General features: G+C 70.5%; 14 protein-coding genes. 5 read left to right on the top strand and 9 right to left on the bottom strand.

What is annotated here, in order from left to right; all coding sequences use genetic code 11:
• Positions 1–47: 47 nt before the first annotated feature.
• Positions 48–689 carry a thiol:disulfide interchange protein TlpA gene (tlpA, locus tag MPPM_RS17835; protein ID WP_096486210.1) on the bottom strand — a complete coding sequence of 214 codons (642 nt, stop codon included), beginning with the start codon at positions 687–689 and terminating at the stop codon, positions 48–50.
• Between the two features lie 39 nt (positions 690–728).
• Between tlpA and argH the strand changes: the two genes are divergently transcribed.
• The 3 genes from argH to MPPM_RS17850 all read left to right on the top strand — a co-directional run bounded on the left by argH (position 729) and on the right by MPPM_RS17850 (position 3,348).
• Entirely contained in the window at positions 729–2,120 is a 1,392-nt protein-coding gene (gene argH / locus MPPM_RS17840; protein ID WP_096486211.1) for an argininosuccinate lyase, read from the top strand.
• Positions 2,121–2,217: 97 nt separating this feature from the next.
• Complete coding sequence (locus MPPM_RS17845) at positions 2,218–2,529, top strand: hypothetical protein (RefSeq protein WP_096486212.1); 312 nt, start codon at positions 2,218–2,220, stop codon at positions 2,527–2,529.
• A gap of 135 nt (positions 2,530–2,664) precedes the next feature.
• On the top strand, positions 2,665–3,348 hold the full coding sequence (locus tag MPPM_RS17850) for an invasion associated locus B family protein (RefSeq protein ID WP_096486213.1): 684 nt from the start codon (positions 2,665–2,667) through the stop codon (positions 3,346–3,348).
• Between the two features lie 127 nt (positions 3,349–3,475).
• Here the strand turns inward: MPPM_RS17850 and MPPM_RS17855 are convergent, their stop codons facing one another.
• From MPPM_RS17855 to MPPM_RS17865, 3 genes are all read right to left on the bottom strand, one after another.
• The gene (locus MPPM_RS17855; protein ID WP_096486214.1) at positions 3,476–3,727 is read right to left on the bottom strand and encodes a hypothetical protein; all 252 of its coding nucleotides are present in this window, start codon (positions 3,725–3,727) and stop codon (positions 3,476–3,478) included.
• Between the two features lie 487 nt (positions 3,728–4,214).
• On the bottom strand, positions 4,215–5,072 hold the full coding sequence (locus MPPM_RS17860; protein ID WP_096486215.1) for a hypothetical protein: 858 nt from the start codon (positions 5,070–5,072) through the stop codon (positions 4,215–4,217).
• Between the two features lie 329 nt (positions 5,073–5,401).
• A complete protein-coding gene (locus MPPM_RS17865; RefSeq protein WP_096486216.1) occupies positions 5,402–6,088 on the bottom strand; it encodes an HAD family hydrolase in 687 nt (228 codons plus the stop codon).
• Positions 6,089–6,165: 77 nt separating this feature from the next.
• Between MPPM_RS17865 and MPPM_RS17870 the strand changes: the two genes are divergently transcribed.
• On the top strand, positions 6,166–7,935 hold the full coding sequence (locus MPPM_RS17870) for a carbamoyltransferase family protein (RefSeq protein WP_096486217.1): 1,770 nt from the start codon (positions 6,166–6,168) through the stop codon (positions 7,933–7,935).
• A gap of 43 nt (positions 7,936–7,978) precedes the next feature.
• Here the strand turns inward: MPPM_RS17870 and MPPM_RS17875 are convergent, their stop codons facing one another.
• The 4 genes from MPPM_RS17875 to MPPM_RS17890 all read right to left on the bottom strand — a co-directional run bounded on the left by MPPM_RS17875 (position 7,979) and on the right by MPPM_RS17890 (position 11,541).
• On the bottom strand, positions 7,979–8,320 hold the full coding sequence (locus MPPM_RS17875) for a hypothetical protein (protein WP_096487902.1): 342 nt from the start codon (positions 8,318–8,320) through the stop codon (positions 7,979–7,981).
• A 97-nt stretch (positions 8,321–8,417) separates the two neighbouring features.
• A complete protein-coding gene (locus MPPM_RS17880; RefSeq protein ID WP_096486218.1) occupies positions 8,418–9,092 on the bottom strand; it encodes a haloacid dehalogenase type II in 675 nt (224 codons plus the stop codon).
• Positions 9,093–9,122: 30 nt separating this feature from the next.
• Positions 9,123–10,652, bottom strand: coding sequence for a murein biosynthesis integral membrane protein MurJ (murJ, locus tag MPPM_RS17885; RefSeq protein WP_096486219.1), 1,530 nt, complete (start codon positions 10,650–10,652; stop codon positions 9,123–9,125).
• Between the two features lie 289 nt (positions 10,653–10,941).
• Positions 10,942–11,541 (bottom strand): superoxide dismutase, encoded by a 600-nt coding sequence (locus MPPM_RS17890; protein ID WP_017486538.1) that lies wholly within the window; start codon positions 11,539–11,541, stop codon positions 10,942–10,944.
• Positions 11,542–11,869: 328 nt separating this feature from the next.
• Here MPPM_RS17890 and MPPM_RS17895 point away from each other — a divergent pair, with 328 nt between their 5' ends.
• Positions 11,870–12,850, top strand: coding sequence for a hypothetical protein (locus MPPM_RS17895; RefSeq protein WP_096486220.1), 981 nt, complete (start codon positions 11,870–11,872; stop codon positions 12,848–12,850).
• Between the two features lie 113 nt (positions 12,851–12,963).
• Here the strand turns inward: MPPM_RS17895 and MPPM_RS17900 are convergent, their stop codons facing one another.
• Positions 12,964–14,715, bottom strand: a complete 1,752-nt coding sequence (locus tag MPPM_RS17900; protein ID WP_096486221.1) for a sensor histidine kinase — start codon at positions 14,713–14,715, stop codon at positions 12,964–12,966.
• Positions 14,716–14,744 lie beyond the last annotated feature (29 nt).

Genomic DNA, 14,744 nt, shown 5'->3' on the forward strand with positions numbered 1-14,744 from the left:
GGGGGGCTGACTGCCTCGTCAGCCTCGGCGAGGCAACCCGGCCACGCTCAGGCGCCGGTACCGAGGGCGGCGCGGATCAGCCGCTGGCCGTCCTCGCTCGACCATTCGGCCGGCCCCTTCATCACGCCGAGGGTGCAGCCCCTGGCGTCGATCAGCATCGTCGTCGGCAGCCCCGTGGAGCCGACCGCGGCCTGGATCGCCGGCAGCACCTTGCCCTCGGGATCGCCGTAATAGGTCAGGTGCGCGATGCCGTTGGCCCTGAACCAGGCCGGCGGCTTGTCGAGGTTGCGCGTCTCGACATTGATCGCCACCACCTGAAAGGCGTCGCCGCCAAGGTCCGCCTGCAGCCGGTCGAGGGCCGGCATCTCGGCCTTGCAGGGGGCGCACCACGTCGCCCACAGGTTCACCAGCAGCAGCTTTCCGCGCAGGGCGGCGAGATCGGTCGGCGCCCCGTCCGGCCCCTTGAAGGCGACGGCCGGGGCCGGCTTCGGCGCGGCGGAGGCGTCGAAGGCCGCGACATCGCCGCGGGCGAGCGGCGCCAGCCGCGCCGCCGCCGGCGCCGCCTCGGCGCAGGGACCGGAGGCCGCGAGGTTGCCGAGGTTCGAGCCCGTCCCGTATAGGGCGAGGCCGCCGACGAGGACGGCGGCGAGCGCGCCGCCTGCGGCAAGGATTGTCGGGGTCGCCTTCACGGCCGGACCTCGTTTCGCGTGCGGAAGGTGGGATCAGCCATGAGCAACCGGATGTGGGGCGGCCGCTTCGCCAGCGGCCCGGCCGAGATCATGGAGGAGATCAACGCCTCCATCGGGTTCGACAGGCGGCTCGCGCCCCAGGACATCCGCGGATCGCTGGCGCATGTCGCGATGCTGGGGAGCCGAGGCATCCTGCCCGCCGAGGATGTGGCAGCCATCGAAGCCGGGCTCAAGTCCGTCGAGGCGGAGATCGAGCGCGGCGAATTCGTCTTCCGGCGCGAACTGGAGGACATCCACATGGCGGTGGAGAGCCGCCTGACCGAGATCGTCGGCCCCGCCGCCGGGCGTCTGCACACCGCCCGCTCGCGCAACGACCAGGTCGCGACCGACATGCGGCTTTGGGTGCGCGACACCCTCGATGCGCTCGACGCGCAGGTCGCGGACCTGCAGCGGGCGCTGGCCGAGACCGCGGTGAAGCATGCCGGGACGGTGATGCCGGGCTTCACCCACCTGCAATCGGCCCAGCCCGTCACCTTCGGCCACCACTGCCTCGCCTATGTCGAGATGCTAGCGCGCGACCGCGGCCGGTTCCGCGACGCCCGCGCCCGGCTCAACGAGTGCCCGCTCGGAGCGGCGGCCCTCGCCGGCACCTCTTTCCCGATCGACCGGCACGCCACGGCCTCGGCACTGGGCTTCGACCGGCCGACCGCGAACTCGCTCGATTCGGTCGCCGATCGCGACTTCGCCCTGGAATCGCTCTCGGCTGCCGCGATCTGCGCGGTCCACCTCTCGCGCTTCGCCGAGGAGCTGGTGGTGTGGACCTCGGCGCAGTTCGGCTTCGTGCGGCTGTCGGACGGCTTCACCACCGGCTCGTCGATCATGCCGCAGAAGCGCAACCCCGACGCCGCCGAGCTGGTGCGGGCCAAAGCCGGCCGCATCATCGGTGCGCTCACGGGCCTGCTCATCGTGATGAAGGGCCTGCCGCTCGCCTATTCGAAGGACATGCAAGAGGACAAGGAGGGCACGTTCGATGCGCTGCAATCGCTGTCCCTGTGTCTGGCCGCCATGGCCGGCATGGTGCGCGACCTCGAACCGGTGGCCGAGACGCTCAAGCGCGCGGCGGGCTCCGGCTACGCCACCGCTACCGATCTCGCCGACTGGCTGGTGCGCGAACTGAACATGCCGTTTCGGCAGGCTCACCATGTCACCGGCCGCGTCGTCGCCGCAGCCTCCGAGCGCGGCATCGGCCTGGAGGAGTTGTCCCTCGAGGCGATGCAGGCGATCGAGCCGGGGATCACGGAGGCGGTCTTCGCGGTTCTCGGGGTCGAGAACTCGGTGTCGAGCCGCACCAGCTACGGCGGCACCGCGCCGGACAACGTGCGCGGCCAAGCGAACGCTTGGCTGAAAAAGCTCGGACCTGTGGAGAAGTAAAAGCAGCCCTGCGGGAACGGGCACGGAAAATGCGGCGTTCAGGTTTCAGCTAACCGAGCTTGGCTATCCGACTGTCCGAACCCGCGGAGTGCCGTCGATGAACGTTGAGAGTTGGATCACCGTCGAAGAAACGCCGGCCCTGGCCGCGCAGGCGACGGCGTTCATCGACGCCCGCCTCGCGCGCCTGACCGACGCGGAGCGGGACGCCTTCTGGGCCTCGATCCGCAAGGCCTACAACACGCCCTACAACGATCCGGCGAAGCCCGCTCAGCCCAAGCCGGTCGAGCCGGCCCCCCCCGGCGCCCCGACCGCGGTCGAGATCCATCTTCCCGAGATCGATCCGGCAATCGATCTTCCGGCGGCCGCGCTCGCGGCCGCGGCCCTGACGGCGGAGATGCGGGCGGCCTGACGCCGCACCGACAGAGACGGCCCGTGCTCGTTTTCGGTTGATCGGGCCGGGCAGGGCTTTCCTGTTCCGCTGCGGCCCGTCATCCTGACGACGCGTGAAGATGGCCTTCCCGGCCGTCCGTACACCCGAGTAGAGATGCAGCGGCACCGCCCTTCGATCGTTCGACCCGCCTCCCGTTCCGGCCGCTCCCTGGCGGCTCTCCTGCTGGCCGCCGCGACCGTCGCGGCCCTGCCGGCCCCGTCCGAGCGGGCGCTGGCCCAGGAGAGCGTCCAGGGCGCAGAGATCATCCCCGCCCGGGCGAGCCGCCGCAAGCCGAAGAGTTCGGCCCTGCCGCCGGGGATGCAGCAGGCCGTTCCGCTCGCCGTGTTCGGAGACTGGAACGTCTTCACCAACGGTGCACAGGGCCGTGAAAGGCTCTGCTACGTCATCGCCCAACCGACGACGCGCAGCCCCAAGACGCTCGCCCGCGACACCGGCTACCTGTTCGTGACCTTCCCCAAGGGCGGCGCCCAGGGCGAGATCGCGGTGATGCTCGGCTTCAAGCCGAAGCCCGCCGCGGCCCAGGCCAAGCCCGGCGCGGCCGCCGCTGCGAGCGATCCCTATCTGGCGGTGGGAAACACCCGCTACGGCCTCGTGGTGAAGGACGAGAACGCCTGGATCCAGAACCAGGCCGACGAACCGCGCATCGTCGCCGAAATGAGCCGAATCCAGACCGCCACGATCCGCACCACCTCGCAGCGCGGCAACCCGACCCAGGACGACTACGCGCTGGGCGGTTTCTCGGAAGCGCTCAAGCGCGCTCGCGAAGAGTGTAAGTAGCTTGGCCCCTCGGGCAAACGGGCCGCTGCTCGCCACGCCCAGCTTCCAAAAGAAAGGCCGGCGGCTCCGAAGGGAGACGCCGGCCATTTTCTCATGCCGATCAGGATGGGAACGGTCGGCGGGGGCGCTACACCGCACGCAGGCGCGGTTGGCGATCCTTCTCCCGGGCGGCGCGGGCAGCCTGCTCCACGGTGCGGAACAGGGTGCCGTCGAGGCCGTCGAAGCGGCGCTCGGATGAGAAGAAGCGGACACCGCCGCGCTCGGGCACAGCGATGCCGGCGGTGACCTCGCCGATCTCGATCACGCGGGCGGGGGCGGCGTCCGCGCTGGAAAGGTCGAGCGCGTCATCGTCGAAATAGGCGGTCTGGACACGGGTCATGACGGGGTGAACTCCTGCGGCCATCGTCGGCCGGTTGTCGGCAAGGCGTTCGTGGGCGCTGGATCGCTGCATCGTCGGACCCCGGAAACCGGGGTCCCCTTTCGGCGCGATGCTCTAGCCCACGGATGTGACCGTCCGCCGACAACACCCCCACATCCGGCTCTCCCAGGCGCCGGATTGTTTCGAAGAATTACAAATAAACAGACGGATCAAGGCAAGTCCTCCTCTCTCGCGAGGACCACGGCGCAAGTGCGCCGTGATGCATTAGCGTTTGATAACGCGGCGCAAGCGTGCCACTACAAATCACCGCGGCGCGAAGTCGTTCGCACGTCCTTAAGATGAGTGGTTGAACCCCGACCGTCAACGGAATGTTCTTTCGAAGTTCAGCTTGACAGGGAAAGATCGCGCCGCGATTCGCGCCTCGCTTGGCGCGTCTTAACTGTGGTGAGAAGCGCTTAGGCGCGGCCGCCCCGGCAGGGGTGCGGCGCTATTTCTGCCCGGCCGCCTTCGGGGCCGGCGCGAGACGCACGCCGAGCCCCGCCTGTTCGAGGACACGGTTCATCGCATCGAGGCTCTCGTTCTCCGGGCCGAAACGCGCCAGCCCGGCGACGAGGGCGGCGGCCGCCTCGACCTCGTCGAGGTCGGAGGCCATGACGAGGGCATCCGGGATCCGCTTCAGCACCGGTTCCAGCGCCTCGAAGACGGGCGGGAAGAAGAAGCATCGATCCTGCGGCACCTCGTTCAGAGCCATGCCGCTGGCCAGCGTCAGATTGGTCCCGGTCTGGTCGAAATCGAGATCGCCGGACGCCGTCACCGGCCATCCCGGCGGCAGGTAGGTCGAGCGATGCTCGGCGTTGAGCAGGACGCGCGCCGGGGCGCCCTCCTGTGGGGTCAGCTTGAAGAAGCGCCCGACCCTGCGAAACAGGCACGGCAGAGACAGCGAGACCCAGCCTCGAATCTCGATATCGGCCGGCGTCGTGGCGAAGAAGGTCGGCACCGTGATGTTCGACAACAGCACGACGAGGGCCGTCTTGCCGGCTGGAACGACGAAGGACCCGACATAGCGGTTGCCGCCGGCCGGGCTGCGCGTCAGGCTGGTCGAGAAGACGTTGTCGGGCGAGGCGACGTCGGTGATGAACAGGGTGTTGCCGTCGAGGCGCCGGGCCGGATTGTCCGGATTCGGCAGGGTGATGTTGAAGGCGATCCGGAAGGTGAAATCGAACGCCTCCGTGTTGGCGATCGTGAGGAAGTAGCCCTGCAGAACGCGGCGGGCGATCGCCTCGGTCCCCGCCCCGAGCGGCGGCGTCAGCGGCTTGTAGAGGATCTCGAAGGTTGAAACGTCCATCGTGCCACTCCTCGAAAGAGGCGCGGGATCGGAGTTTCGGATCGCGCATCGGCCGGGCCCTCCGCCTGGGATGCGGCCCGGCGGCGGGAGCGACCGCGTCGGCGCCAGCGGAAAACCGCATGGCTCACGCCCGTCGCGGCGCCGTCAGCACCCCTGATCGCGATGACACTCCTGCGTGCGCCGAGGCATCCGGTACATCCTGAAGCACGGGATGGCACCGGAGGCTTCCAAGGTAATACGCATGCCGCGGGCATCCTCCTCCGCAGCGAGGAGGAGACCGGGGACGAGGGCCGGCCTGCCCTCCCGGCTGCGAGGCCGGGGAGCCGTGCTCAGCCCGCGGCGACGATGCGGCCGAGCTCCCCATGGGCGGAAAAGACCGTGAGCGCACCGGCCGCCAGGAGATCTCGCCCGTCCCGATCGTGGCCCCAGTGGCCGCCGCCGGTGAAGCCGACGACCCGCATGCCCGCGGCGCGGGCCGCTTGAACGCCCGGCACGCTGTCCTCGATGACGAGGCAGCCCTCCGGCGCCACGCCCATCCGCTCCGCCGCGAACAGGAACAGATCGGGGAACGGCTTTCCGCGCGCCACCTGCGCGGACGAGAAGACGTGCTCGCCGAACAGCGGCAGCAGGCCCGTCAGACCGAGCGAGCGGCGCAGCCGCACCGGATCGCTGCTGGAGGCGACGCAGAAGGGCAGGCGCAGGAGGCCGAGGGCGTCCGCGATGCCGGCCATGGCGGTGAGTTCCGCCTCGAACGCGGCCAGCGTCTCCGCCTTCACCCGCTCGACGAAGCCGTCCGGAGCGGTGATGCCATCCTCGCGGGCGACGCGCTCCATGATCGAGATCATCGAAGTGCCGGCGAAGCGCTCGCGCACGGTGTCGAGATCGATGGCGAGTCCGATCCCGTTGAGGCCGCGCGTCAGGGTCGCGAGGCTGATCGGCTCGCTGTCGATCAGCACGCCGTCGCAGTCGAAGATCACGAGGGCGAGGGGAGGCGAGGCGGGGAAGGCGTCCGTCATCGGCGGCTCGTCTCGCACGGCGTTCCCCGCATCGCAACGCGGTTGTCGCCCCGCCTGCCGGCGTGTAGCCCGGCAGCATGCGCACCTATCTCGGCCTCGCCACGACCTTCCACGATCCGGCGCTCGCCCTCGTCGGGCCGGACGGCGCCGTTCTGTTCGCCGAAGCCGCCGAGCGCTACCTGCAATACAAGCGCGCCCCGAACTGCGAGCCCGATCCCGGCACCCGCATGGCGGCCCTCCTGAAGCGTCACGTCCCCGAGGGGACGGAGCTCGTCGTCGCCACTTCCTGGGGCGAGCAGTTCTCGGAGTTCCTGAAAGGGCAGGCGGCCTCCGGCGCCTTCGACCTTCCGGCGCTCGCCGACCACCCCTCCACCCTAAACCGCTCCCTCGTGCCGGAGCGGGCCGAGCGGGTCTTCATCGCCGATCTCCACGCCATGCAGGCGCGGGCCGGCAACGGCACGGTTCTCGCGCTCGACAACGAGACCCGCGGCTTCGGCGGCAAGCCGCGGGCGACCATCGGCGGGCGGCGGCGCTACGCCCATCACCTCGCTCACGCCGCCTATGCCCTGTGGGGCAGCCCGTTCGAGGAGGCGACCGCGCTGATCGTCGACGGCATGGGCGAGACCGGCGCGGCGGCGATCTATCGCCTGAGGGACGGGCGGATCGAGGAGGTGCGGCGCCAGCGCGGGCGCGGCTCGGTGGGCTTCCTCTACGGCCTCGTCACCGACCTCGCCGGCTTCGACCAGATCAAGGGCGAGGAGTGGAAGATCATGGGGCTCGCGCCCTATGGCCGCACCGATCCGGACCTGATGGCAATCCTGCGCCGCCTCTACACCGTCGAGGACGGGCGCCTGAAATTCGCCGACGAAGCCACGGTCCAGGCGGTCGCCGCCGAGATCCTGGCGCGGCGCCCGAAGGATGTCGGCGAGCAGGGCTGGGCCGACCTCGCCCGCTGCGGCCAGGACATCTTTTCCGAACTCATGGACGTGCTGGTCGCCGAGGCCTGGCGCCTGGCGCCGTCGGACAACCTCGTCATCGCCGGGGGCTGCGGGCTCAACTCCTCCTATAACGGGCGGGTGCTCGGGCGCTCGGGGTTCAAGCGCCTGCACGTCCCCTCGGCGCCCGCCGACGACGGCAACGCCATCGGCGCCGCGTGGCTGGCGCTGGCCGAGGACGATCCCGACTGGAAGGGCCCGGCGCGCGCGGCCCGCCCGCTCACGCCCTATCTCGGCTCGACCGTCTCGACCGAGCCGCTGGAGCGCATGGCCGAGTGGGAGCCCCGCGCCCGCCGCCTCGGCCACGAGGGCGTGACGCGGGAGGCGGCCAAGATCCTGGCCGAGGGCGGCCTCGTCGGCTGGGTGCAGGGGAGGGCGGAGTTCGGCCCGCGGGCGCTCGGCAACCGCTCGATCCTCGCCGATCCGCGCCCGGCCCACGCCAAGGAATCGCTCAACGCCAAGGTGAAGTACCGCGAGGCGTTCCGGCCCTTCGCACCCTCGATCCTCGCCGAGGCCGGGCCGGACTGGTTCGAGGACTACGCCGACAGCCCGTACATGGAGCGCACCCTGGTCTGGCGCGAGGCGGTTCGGGAGCGGGTGCCGGCGGTCGTCCATGCCGACGGCACCGGGCGGCTGCAGAGCGTGACGCGGGAGCGCAACCCGGCCTACGCGGCGCTGATCGCGGCGTTTGCCGAACTGAGCGGCGTGCCGATCCTGCTCAACACCAGCTTCAACGTGATGGGCAAGCCGATCCTCCACACGGCGGAGGACGCGATCCTGATGTTCTACACGACGGGGCTCGACGCCATCGTGGTCGAGGAGTGGATCCTGACGAAAAAGGCGCCGGCCTGAGGCCGACGCCCTTCCTTCCCAGGCGCGGTGCAGGCGAAAACGCCTACTCGCAGACCTCGACGCGGCGATAGGTGAACTCGACCTCGTCGAGCCAGACCTTGCGGCGCTCGTAGTGGCAGATCGGGCCGCGGCGCGGCGGCGGCGCGACGTAGACCGGCTCCTCCTCGACATAGACCCGGCGCGCGGGCGGCGGGGGCGGCGGCGCGGCACCGTTCAGGAGCGCGCCGACGGCCAGACCGCCGATGACGCCGGCCGCCGCGCCGCCGATCAGGGCGCCGTTGCGGCCGTCGCGGGCTTGAGCCGGGACAGCGGAGAGGAGGGCGGCGCCGAGAAGCGCCGCGCAGACGCCCTTTCGGGCGAGGACGGGGAGGGACAGGGCGGGCACGAAAACCGATCCTTTGGACAACCGGACTGATCAGGCACGTGGACCCGAGATAATCCGGTCAAGCTTAAGGATTGGCGAACGGCCCGTTGCTCCCGGTTCAGATCACCGCGTCGAGAGACTTCACGACCGCGCGAGGCGGCTGATCCGGGTACTCGTCGGGCTGCGCCTTGCGGTTCACCCACACCGCGTCGAAACCGAAGGCCGTGGCACCCGCGATGTCCCAGCGGTTCGAGGAAAAGAACAACACGTCGTCCCGCGCCGTGCCGAGCCGTTCGAGGACCAGCTGATAGGCGGCGGGCGCCGTCTTGAAAGTCCGCACGGGATCGACCGAGAGCACCGCGTCGAGCCGCGCCCCCAGATCCGCCGAGGCCACCGCCCGCTCCAGCATCGTGGCATTGCCGTTGGAGAATAGGGCGGTCTTCACGCCCCGCCCGCGCAGACGCTCCAGCACGCCGGGCACCTCGCCGTAGGCATCGAGCTCGCGATAGGCGTCGAGGAGCTGTTCCCGGAAAGCCCGGTCGATCTCGGGATGCTTGGCCAGGGCGAAGTCGAGGGCGCGCGCGGTCAGGTCCCAGAAGCCGACATAGCGGCCCATCAGGCCGTGAACCCAGGAATATTCGAGCTGCTTGGTCCGCCACAGCTCGGACAGGCTTTCCGCCCGCGGCCCGAGCGCGTCGGCATGGCGTTGAACGGCCGAATGCACGTCGAACAGCGTGCCGTAGGCGTCGAACACGGCGTGGCTCTTGCCGGCCAGGAGATCGGGATCGCTCATGCGGCCTGAGATGGGGCGGGCCCGGCGGAGCTACCTGCGACGCAAGCGCACGCCGAAGGTCCCCATCACCGCGATCAGCGTGCCGGCATAGGCCAGCGCCCCGGCGATGCCGAGGACGCCGAGCACGGCGATCTCACGCAGGTGGGGCAGGGGGGGCACGATCCGCTCGGCGAAGGGCAGGCCGTAGATGGCCAGCCCCGCCAGCACCGCGCTCGCCACCACCACAGCGGCGACGGTGACGCCGAACACCCGCCCCGGCGCGGTCCAGCCGCGGCGCAGCGCCAGCCCGTAGAGCAGGGCGAGGTTGATCCACTGACTGACCGCGGTGGCGAGCGCGAGGCCGGCGACGCCGTAGGGGCCGGTGAGCACGAGCTTCAGCGCCACGTTGACGGCGAGCGCCGTCAGCGAGGCGTAGAGCGGCGTCGTGGTGTCCTGCCGGGCATTGAAGCTCGCCACCGCCGAGCGCACCAGCACCACGGCCGGCAGGGCCAGCCCGTAGGCCGCGAGCACGGAGGCCGCGCGTGCGGCGTCCTCGGCGGTGAAGGCGCCGCGCTGGAACAGGGCCGCCATGATCAGCCCCGGCAGGGTCAGGAAGGCGATCGCGAAGGGGGCCGAGAGCGCCAGAGAGAAGCCGGCGGCCCGGTTCTGCGCCGCGTGCGCGCCGGCCACGTCGCCCGCGGCGATGCGCCGGCTCATCTCGGGCAGGAGCACGGTGCCGGCGGCGATGGCGATGACGCCGAAGGGCAGCTGGTAGATCCGGTCGGCGTAGTAGAGCGCCGAGACCGCGCCGGTCGGCAGGAAGCTCGCGATGATGGTGTCGGCAAACGTCGCGATCTGGAAACCGGCCGAGCCGATCACCGCCGGCCCCAGGATCTTGAAGAACCGGACCATGTCGGGATCGCGCAGGACGGGCTTCGTCAGTTGCGGGGCGTAGGCGCGGCGCCTCGCATCCCACCAGACCAGCGCAAATTGCAGCACCCCGGACACCGAGACGCCCCAGGCCGCGGCGTAGGCCGCGTTCGGGAACAGGAAGGCCAGCCCCAGCGCCACCAGCATCGCGAGGTTGAGCAGGACCGGCGCGCCGGCCGCGGCGGCGAAGCGGCGATGCGCGTTGAGGATGCCGGAGAACAGCGTCACCAGCGTCATGAACAGCAGGTAGGGGAAGGTGATCCGCGTCAGGCTCACGGCGAGCGCAAACCGCTCCCCGTCCTCGGAAAAGCCCGGTGCCAGCGCCCGCACGATCCAAGGCATCGCCGGGAGCGCCAGCGCCAGCAGCGCCACCTGCACGATCAGCATCAGGGTGAAGACACGGTCGGCGAAGCGCGCGGCAGCCCCCGCCTCGCCCGCCTGCTCCAGATGGGTGTAGGCCGGCACGAAGGCGGTGTTGAACGCGCCCTCGCCGAAGATCGCCCGGAAATGGTTGGGCAGGCGGAAGGCGACGACGAAGGCATCCGCCATCGGCCCGGCGCCCATCACGGCGGCGGTGACCACGTCGCGGGCAAAGCCCGTTACCCGCGAGACCAGCGTCCAGCCGCCGACGGAGAGGATCGAGCGGATCATTTTTTTGGCAGACGATCCCGTGCGAACAGTCGATCCCGCTCAAGCCCTCATCCTGAGGTGCCGCGTAGCGGCCTCGAAGGATCCTCCAGGGATCGCACGCGAACTGGAAGCTCCTTCGAGGCCGACGCTGCGCGCCGGCACCTCAGGATGAGGGCCTGGATAGGATGGCCTACCGGGGCAGTACGCCCGTCAGACGCGGCACGACAATGACCGGAGGGTCACGGCGCGCATGAAAAAGCCGCCCCGTCGGCGAACGGGGCGGCTGCATCAGACCGGTCTGCGAGGCCGATCAGGCCTTGGCTTCCCCGTACAGCTTCTCGACGTATTCCCAGTTCACGAGATTCTCGATGAACGCCTTGAGGTAGTCGGGGCGACGGTTGCGGTAGTCGATGTAGTAGGAGTGCTCCCACACGTCGACGCCGAGGATCGGCTTGGCGCCGTGGACCAGCGGGTTCTCGCCGTTCGGGGTCTTCAGGATCGCGAGCTTGCCGTCCTTGACCGCGAGCCAGGCCCAGCCCGAGCCGAACTGGCCGACGCCGGCCTGGATGAAGTCGGCCTTGAACTTCTCGTAGCCGCCGAGATCCTCGTCGATCTTACGCGCGAGCTCGGCCGGGGGCTGGCCGCCGCCGTTGGGCTTCATCCAGTTCCAGAAATGGAGGTGGTTGTAGTGCTGGCCGGCGTTGTTGAAGAGCGCCTGATTGGTGTTGTAGCTCGCCTTGACGATCTCTTCGACGCTCTTGCCCGCGAGGTCGGTGCCCTCCAGCAGCTTGTTGCCGGTATCGACATAGGCCTTGTGATGCTTGTCGTGGTGGAACTCGAGGGTTTCCTTCGACATGTACGGGCCCAGCGCGTCGTAGGCGTAGGGCAGCTCGGGCAGGGTGAACGTCATGCGTGTCTCCTGGGTTGTCCGGGTCTCGCGGGGAGCGGAGGCGAAGCGCGCAGGTCGTTCGAAGCGCGCGGCCGGCGAGGTGACGGGCGGGTAGGTAAGTCGGCGGGCCGGGCTCGGCAACGCCACCGGAGCCGTATCCGCGCGCCTGTCACCGGCGAAAGCGCGGCATCCACCGTTTTGCGCACGGCTTGGGCTGTGCGTTGGGCTGTGTAAGGAGAGACGGCAAGGCCGGTTTCCAGGGACAACAGGACCGGGTGATTTTGCAATGCGCGGGCTGGGGGTTATCCTGTCCTCTCCACGCCGCCCGCGACAGTCAGTCGAGAGTACCATGGTCGTCGCGCTGCTCGCGCTCAGTTCCGTCATGATCCTCGGGGGCATCGCCGCCGTGGTTCAGGGCTTTCCCTACGTCCGCCTGGAGAGCGGGCTCGCGATGGTGATCGGCGGCTCGACCGCGGCCTCGGCGGGCGTGGTCCTGCTCGGACTGACGGCGATCGTCTACCGCCTGCTCAAGCTCCACCGCGCCGTCTCGGATCTGCGCGCCGTTTCGCTCCAGCCGGACGCTCCGGCCGCACTTCCCACCGGAACCGTGCCCTGGGAGACCGCGACGCCGGAGGCGCCGGTCTTCGCGGCTCCCGAGGTCGTCCCGCCGCAGCGGCCCTCGCTCGCCGGCATCGGTGCGGCCGGTGCGGGCGCGGCCGGCCTCGCGGGACTGTCGCTCGGCGCATTGCGCCCGGGCGGCCGGGGCTCCGAGCCGGTTTTCGAAGATCCGGCCCCGTCCGCCGAGCCGCAGCCGAGCGCCGCCGAACCGCTGCTGCCCGATCTGCTGCCGGAGACCGCGCCGTCGCGTGCGAGCGACGACGACCTGTTCCGCACGCCCGAACCCGCGCATGAACCCGCACCCATGCCGGCCGATCCGGAGCCCGTGACGCCCGCGATCTCGGTCGTCGAGCCGCGGGGCGAGGAGCGGGTCGCGGAGCAGACGCCCACCGCCGAACCGATCGGCCTGCGCTCCTTCCTCGACGAGCCGCCCCCCGCTCCGGCACCGGAACCGTCGCCCGAGCCGGACGCCGCCGAACCGGCGCTCGAAGGCCAGCAAGAACCCGAATCGCAGGAAGCCGAGCCGGAGAGGGCCACCGCGGACGAGCGGCACGCTGTCGGCTCGTATGCGTCCGGCGCCAACACCTACGTGATGTTCTCCGACGGTTCGATCGAGGCCGACACGCCCCGCGGCCGCTTCACCTTCGGCTCGCTCGACGAGCTGAAGAATTTCGTGAATGCCGGGGGCGAGGAAGCTCGAGGCGCGGCCTGAGGGCTGCCCCCAAGGCCCGGAGGCGCCTCCCGAACCCGCCACGCGGCTCGGTCGCCTCGGCTCCCCACCTCATCATGCGAGGGAAGGGTCTCAAACCGTGTGCGCCGAGCGCGTCACGCCAGCGGGTTGAGCGCCGGGTTGCGCTCCGGCAGCGGCGCGGCCAGCGTCAGGTGGAAGCCTTCCGGCGCGTAGTCCGTGGTGATCTGCGCCTGGACCTGGGTCGTCAGCACCCGCTGCAGCAGGCGTGAGCCGAAGCCCTGGCGGGTCGGCGGGGCCACGGTCGGGCCGCCGCTCTCGCGCCAGTCGAGGTGCAGCAGGCCGGCCTCGACCCTCCAGGTGATCGTGATCCGGCCGCGGCCCGTCGAGAGGGCGCCGTACTTGGCCGCGTTGGTGGTCAGTTCGTGGATCGCCATGCCGATCGGCACGGCGATCTCGGAGGGCAGATCGACCGCCGGACCGTCGAGGACGATGCGCAGATCGGGCGAGGTCTCGGTTTCGCTCTCGGCATAGGGCATCAGTTCGGAGGCGAGCAGGTCGCGCAGGCTCGCCGTCTGCCACGTCGCCTCGGTCAGCACGCTGTGGGTGTGGGCAAGCGACTTGATGCGGCCGACGAAGGCCTCGTGGAAGCTGTCGATGCTGGTGGCGGTGCGCGCCGTCGAGCCGACGATGGCCTGGACCGTGGCGAGCGTGTTCTTCACCCGGTGGTGCAACTCGCGGATCAGGAGGCTGCGGCGCTCCTCCGAGAGATGGCGGTCGGTCACGTCGGCGACGACGCCGATCAGCCGCCGCGGCAGGCCGCTCGGCCGGCTCCGCTCGAACCGCCCGGCCATGTCGATGGTGCGCCACTGGCCATCATCGTGGCGGCGGATGCGGCCGGTGGCGTGCAGGATCGTGTCCTCACGCAGCGCCCGCAGGATCGCCTGCCGGAAGACCGGGCGATCATCCGGGTGGAGGATCTCCTTGAGGAAGGTGGACTTGCCGATGCTGCCCTCTTCCGGCCGGCGGCCGAAGATCGCGAACATCCGCTCGTTCTCCCAGGTCGCCCGGTCGTCGAGGACGTGCCACTCGAAGATGCCGAGATTGGCCACCGTGGTGGCGACGCGCAGGCGCTCCTCGCGTTCGGCCAGAGCCTCCCGGGCCTCGACGCGGGTGGTGACGTCCTGCACCACGCCGACGATGCCGACCGGCGTGCCGTCGGCGGCGAGAAGGGCTTCGCCGCGGGCACCGATCCAGATCTCGGCGCCGTCGGTGGCGCGGCGGAAGCGGGTCTGGAACGCGTAGGGGCGGCGCTCGGCGATGGCGGCCGCGACGGTCGATTGGATCCGCTCGGCCTCCTCCGGATCGACTTGCCCCCGCATTCCCTCCCAGGTCACGGACCGTCCCGGCGCGTAGCCGAGGATCTGCGCGGCGCGGCGCGAGAACACCATCTGTCCGGTGACGAGGTCCCAGCGCCACTCGCCGAGGCCCGCCGCCGTCAGGGCGTCCCGGTTCTGCTCGGCCCGGACCAGATCGTCGGCATCGACGAGGGTCACCACCGCGACCGGCTCCGCCGCGTCCTCGCCGGAGAGGGTCAGGCGCAGATCGAGGGTGCCGCCATCCGCCCGCAGCCAGCGGCGGATGCCGGCCTTCTCATCGAGCTCTCCGCCGCCGAAGGCGTCGCGGCCGATCACCTGATCGATCGGGCGGCCGTCAAGGGAGCCCGGCGCGTAGCCGAGCCAGCGGCACAGGCAGGCGTTGGCGGCGCGGATCCTGCCCCCGTCGGGCGTGAAAACGGCGAGGCCCACCGGCGCGCCGTCGAAGGCCGCACGGTACAGGGCGGGTGAGAGGTCCGCCGGTCGAGAGCCCTTGTCCGCGCTGTCTCGCACTCCGCTCCCCGTTCAGCCGCCCGCTGCGG

Source organism: Methylorubrum populi, assembly GCF_002355515.1.
Lineage (GTDB): Bacteria > Pseudomonadota > Alphaproteobacteria > Rhizobiales > Beijerinckiaceae > Methylobacterium > Methylobacterium populi_A.

What these genes read in the sequence shown, in the direction of transcription:
- argH (WP_096486211.1), top strand. Translation starts at nt 729, where the DNA reads ATGAGCAACCGGATGTGGGGCGGCCGCTTCGCCAGCGGCCCGGCCGAG.
- MPPM_RS17845 (WP_096486212.1), top strand. Translation starts at nt 2,218, where the DNA reads ATGAACGTTGAGAGTTGGATCACCGTCGAAGAAACGCCGGCCCTGGCC.
- MPPM_RS17850 (WP_096486213.1), top strand. Translation starts at nt 2,665, where the DNA reads ATGCAGCGGCACCGCCCTTCGATCGTTCGACCCGCCTCCCGTTCCGGC.
- MPPM_RS17855 (WP_096486214.1), bottom strand. Translation starts at nt 3,727, where the DNA reads ATGACCCGTGTCCAGACCGCCTATTTCGACGATGACGCGCTCGACCTT.
- MPPM_RS17860 (WP_096486215.1), bottom strand. Translation starts at nt 5,072, where the DNA reads ATGGACGTTTCAACCTTCGAGATCCTCTACAAGCCGCTGACGCCGCCG.
- MPPM_RS17865 (WP_096486216.1), bottom strand. Translation starts at nt 6,088, where the DNA reads ATGACGGACGCCTTCCCCGCCTCGCCTCCCCTCGCCCTCGTGATCTTC.
- MPPM_RS17870 (WP_096486217.1), top strand. Translation starts at nt 6,166, where the DNA reads ATGCGCACCTATCTCGGCCTCGCCACGACCTTCCACGATCCGGCGCTC.
- MPPM_RS17880 (WP_096486218.1), bottom strand. Translation starts at nt 9,092, where the DNA reads ATGAGCGATCCCGATCTCCTGGCCGGCAAGAGCCACGCCGTGTTCGAC.
- murJ (WP_096486219.1), bottom strand. Translation starts at nt 10,652, where the DNA reads ATGATCCGCTCGATCCTCTCCGTCGGCGGCTGGACGCTGGTCTCGCGG.
- MPPM_RS17890 (WP_017486538.1), bottom strand. Translation starts at nt 11,541, where the DNA reads ATGACGTTCACCCTGCCCGAGCTGCCCTACGCCTACGACGCGCTGGGC.
- MPPM_RS17895 (WP_096486220.1), top strand. Translation starts at nt 11,870, where the DNA reads ATGGTCGTCGCGCTGCTCGCGCTCAGTTCCGTCATGATCCTCGGGGGC.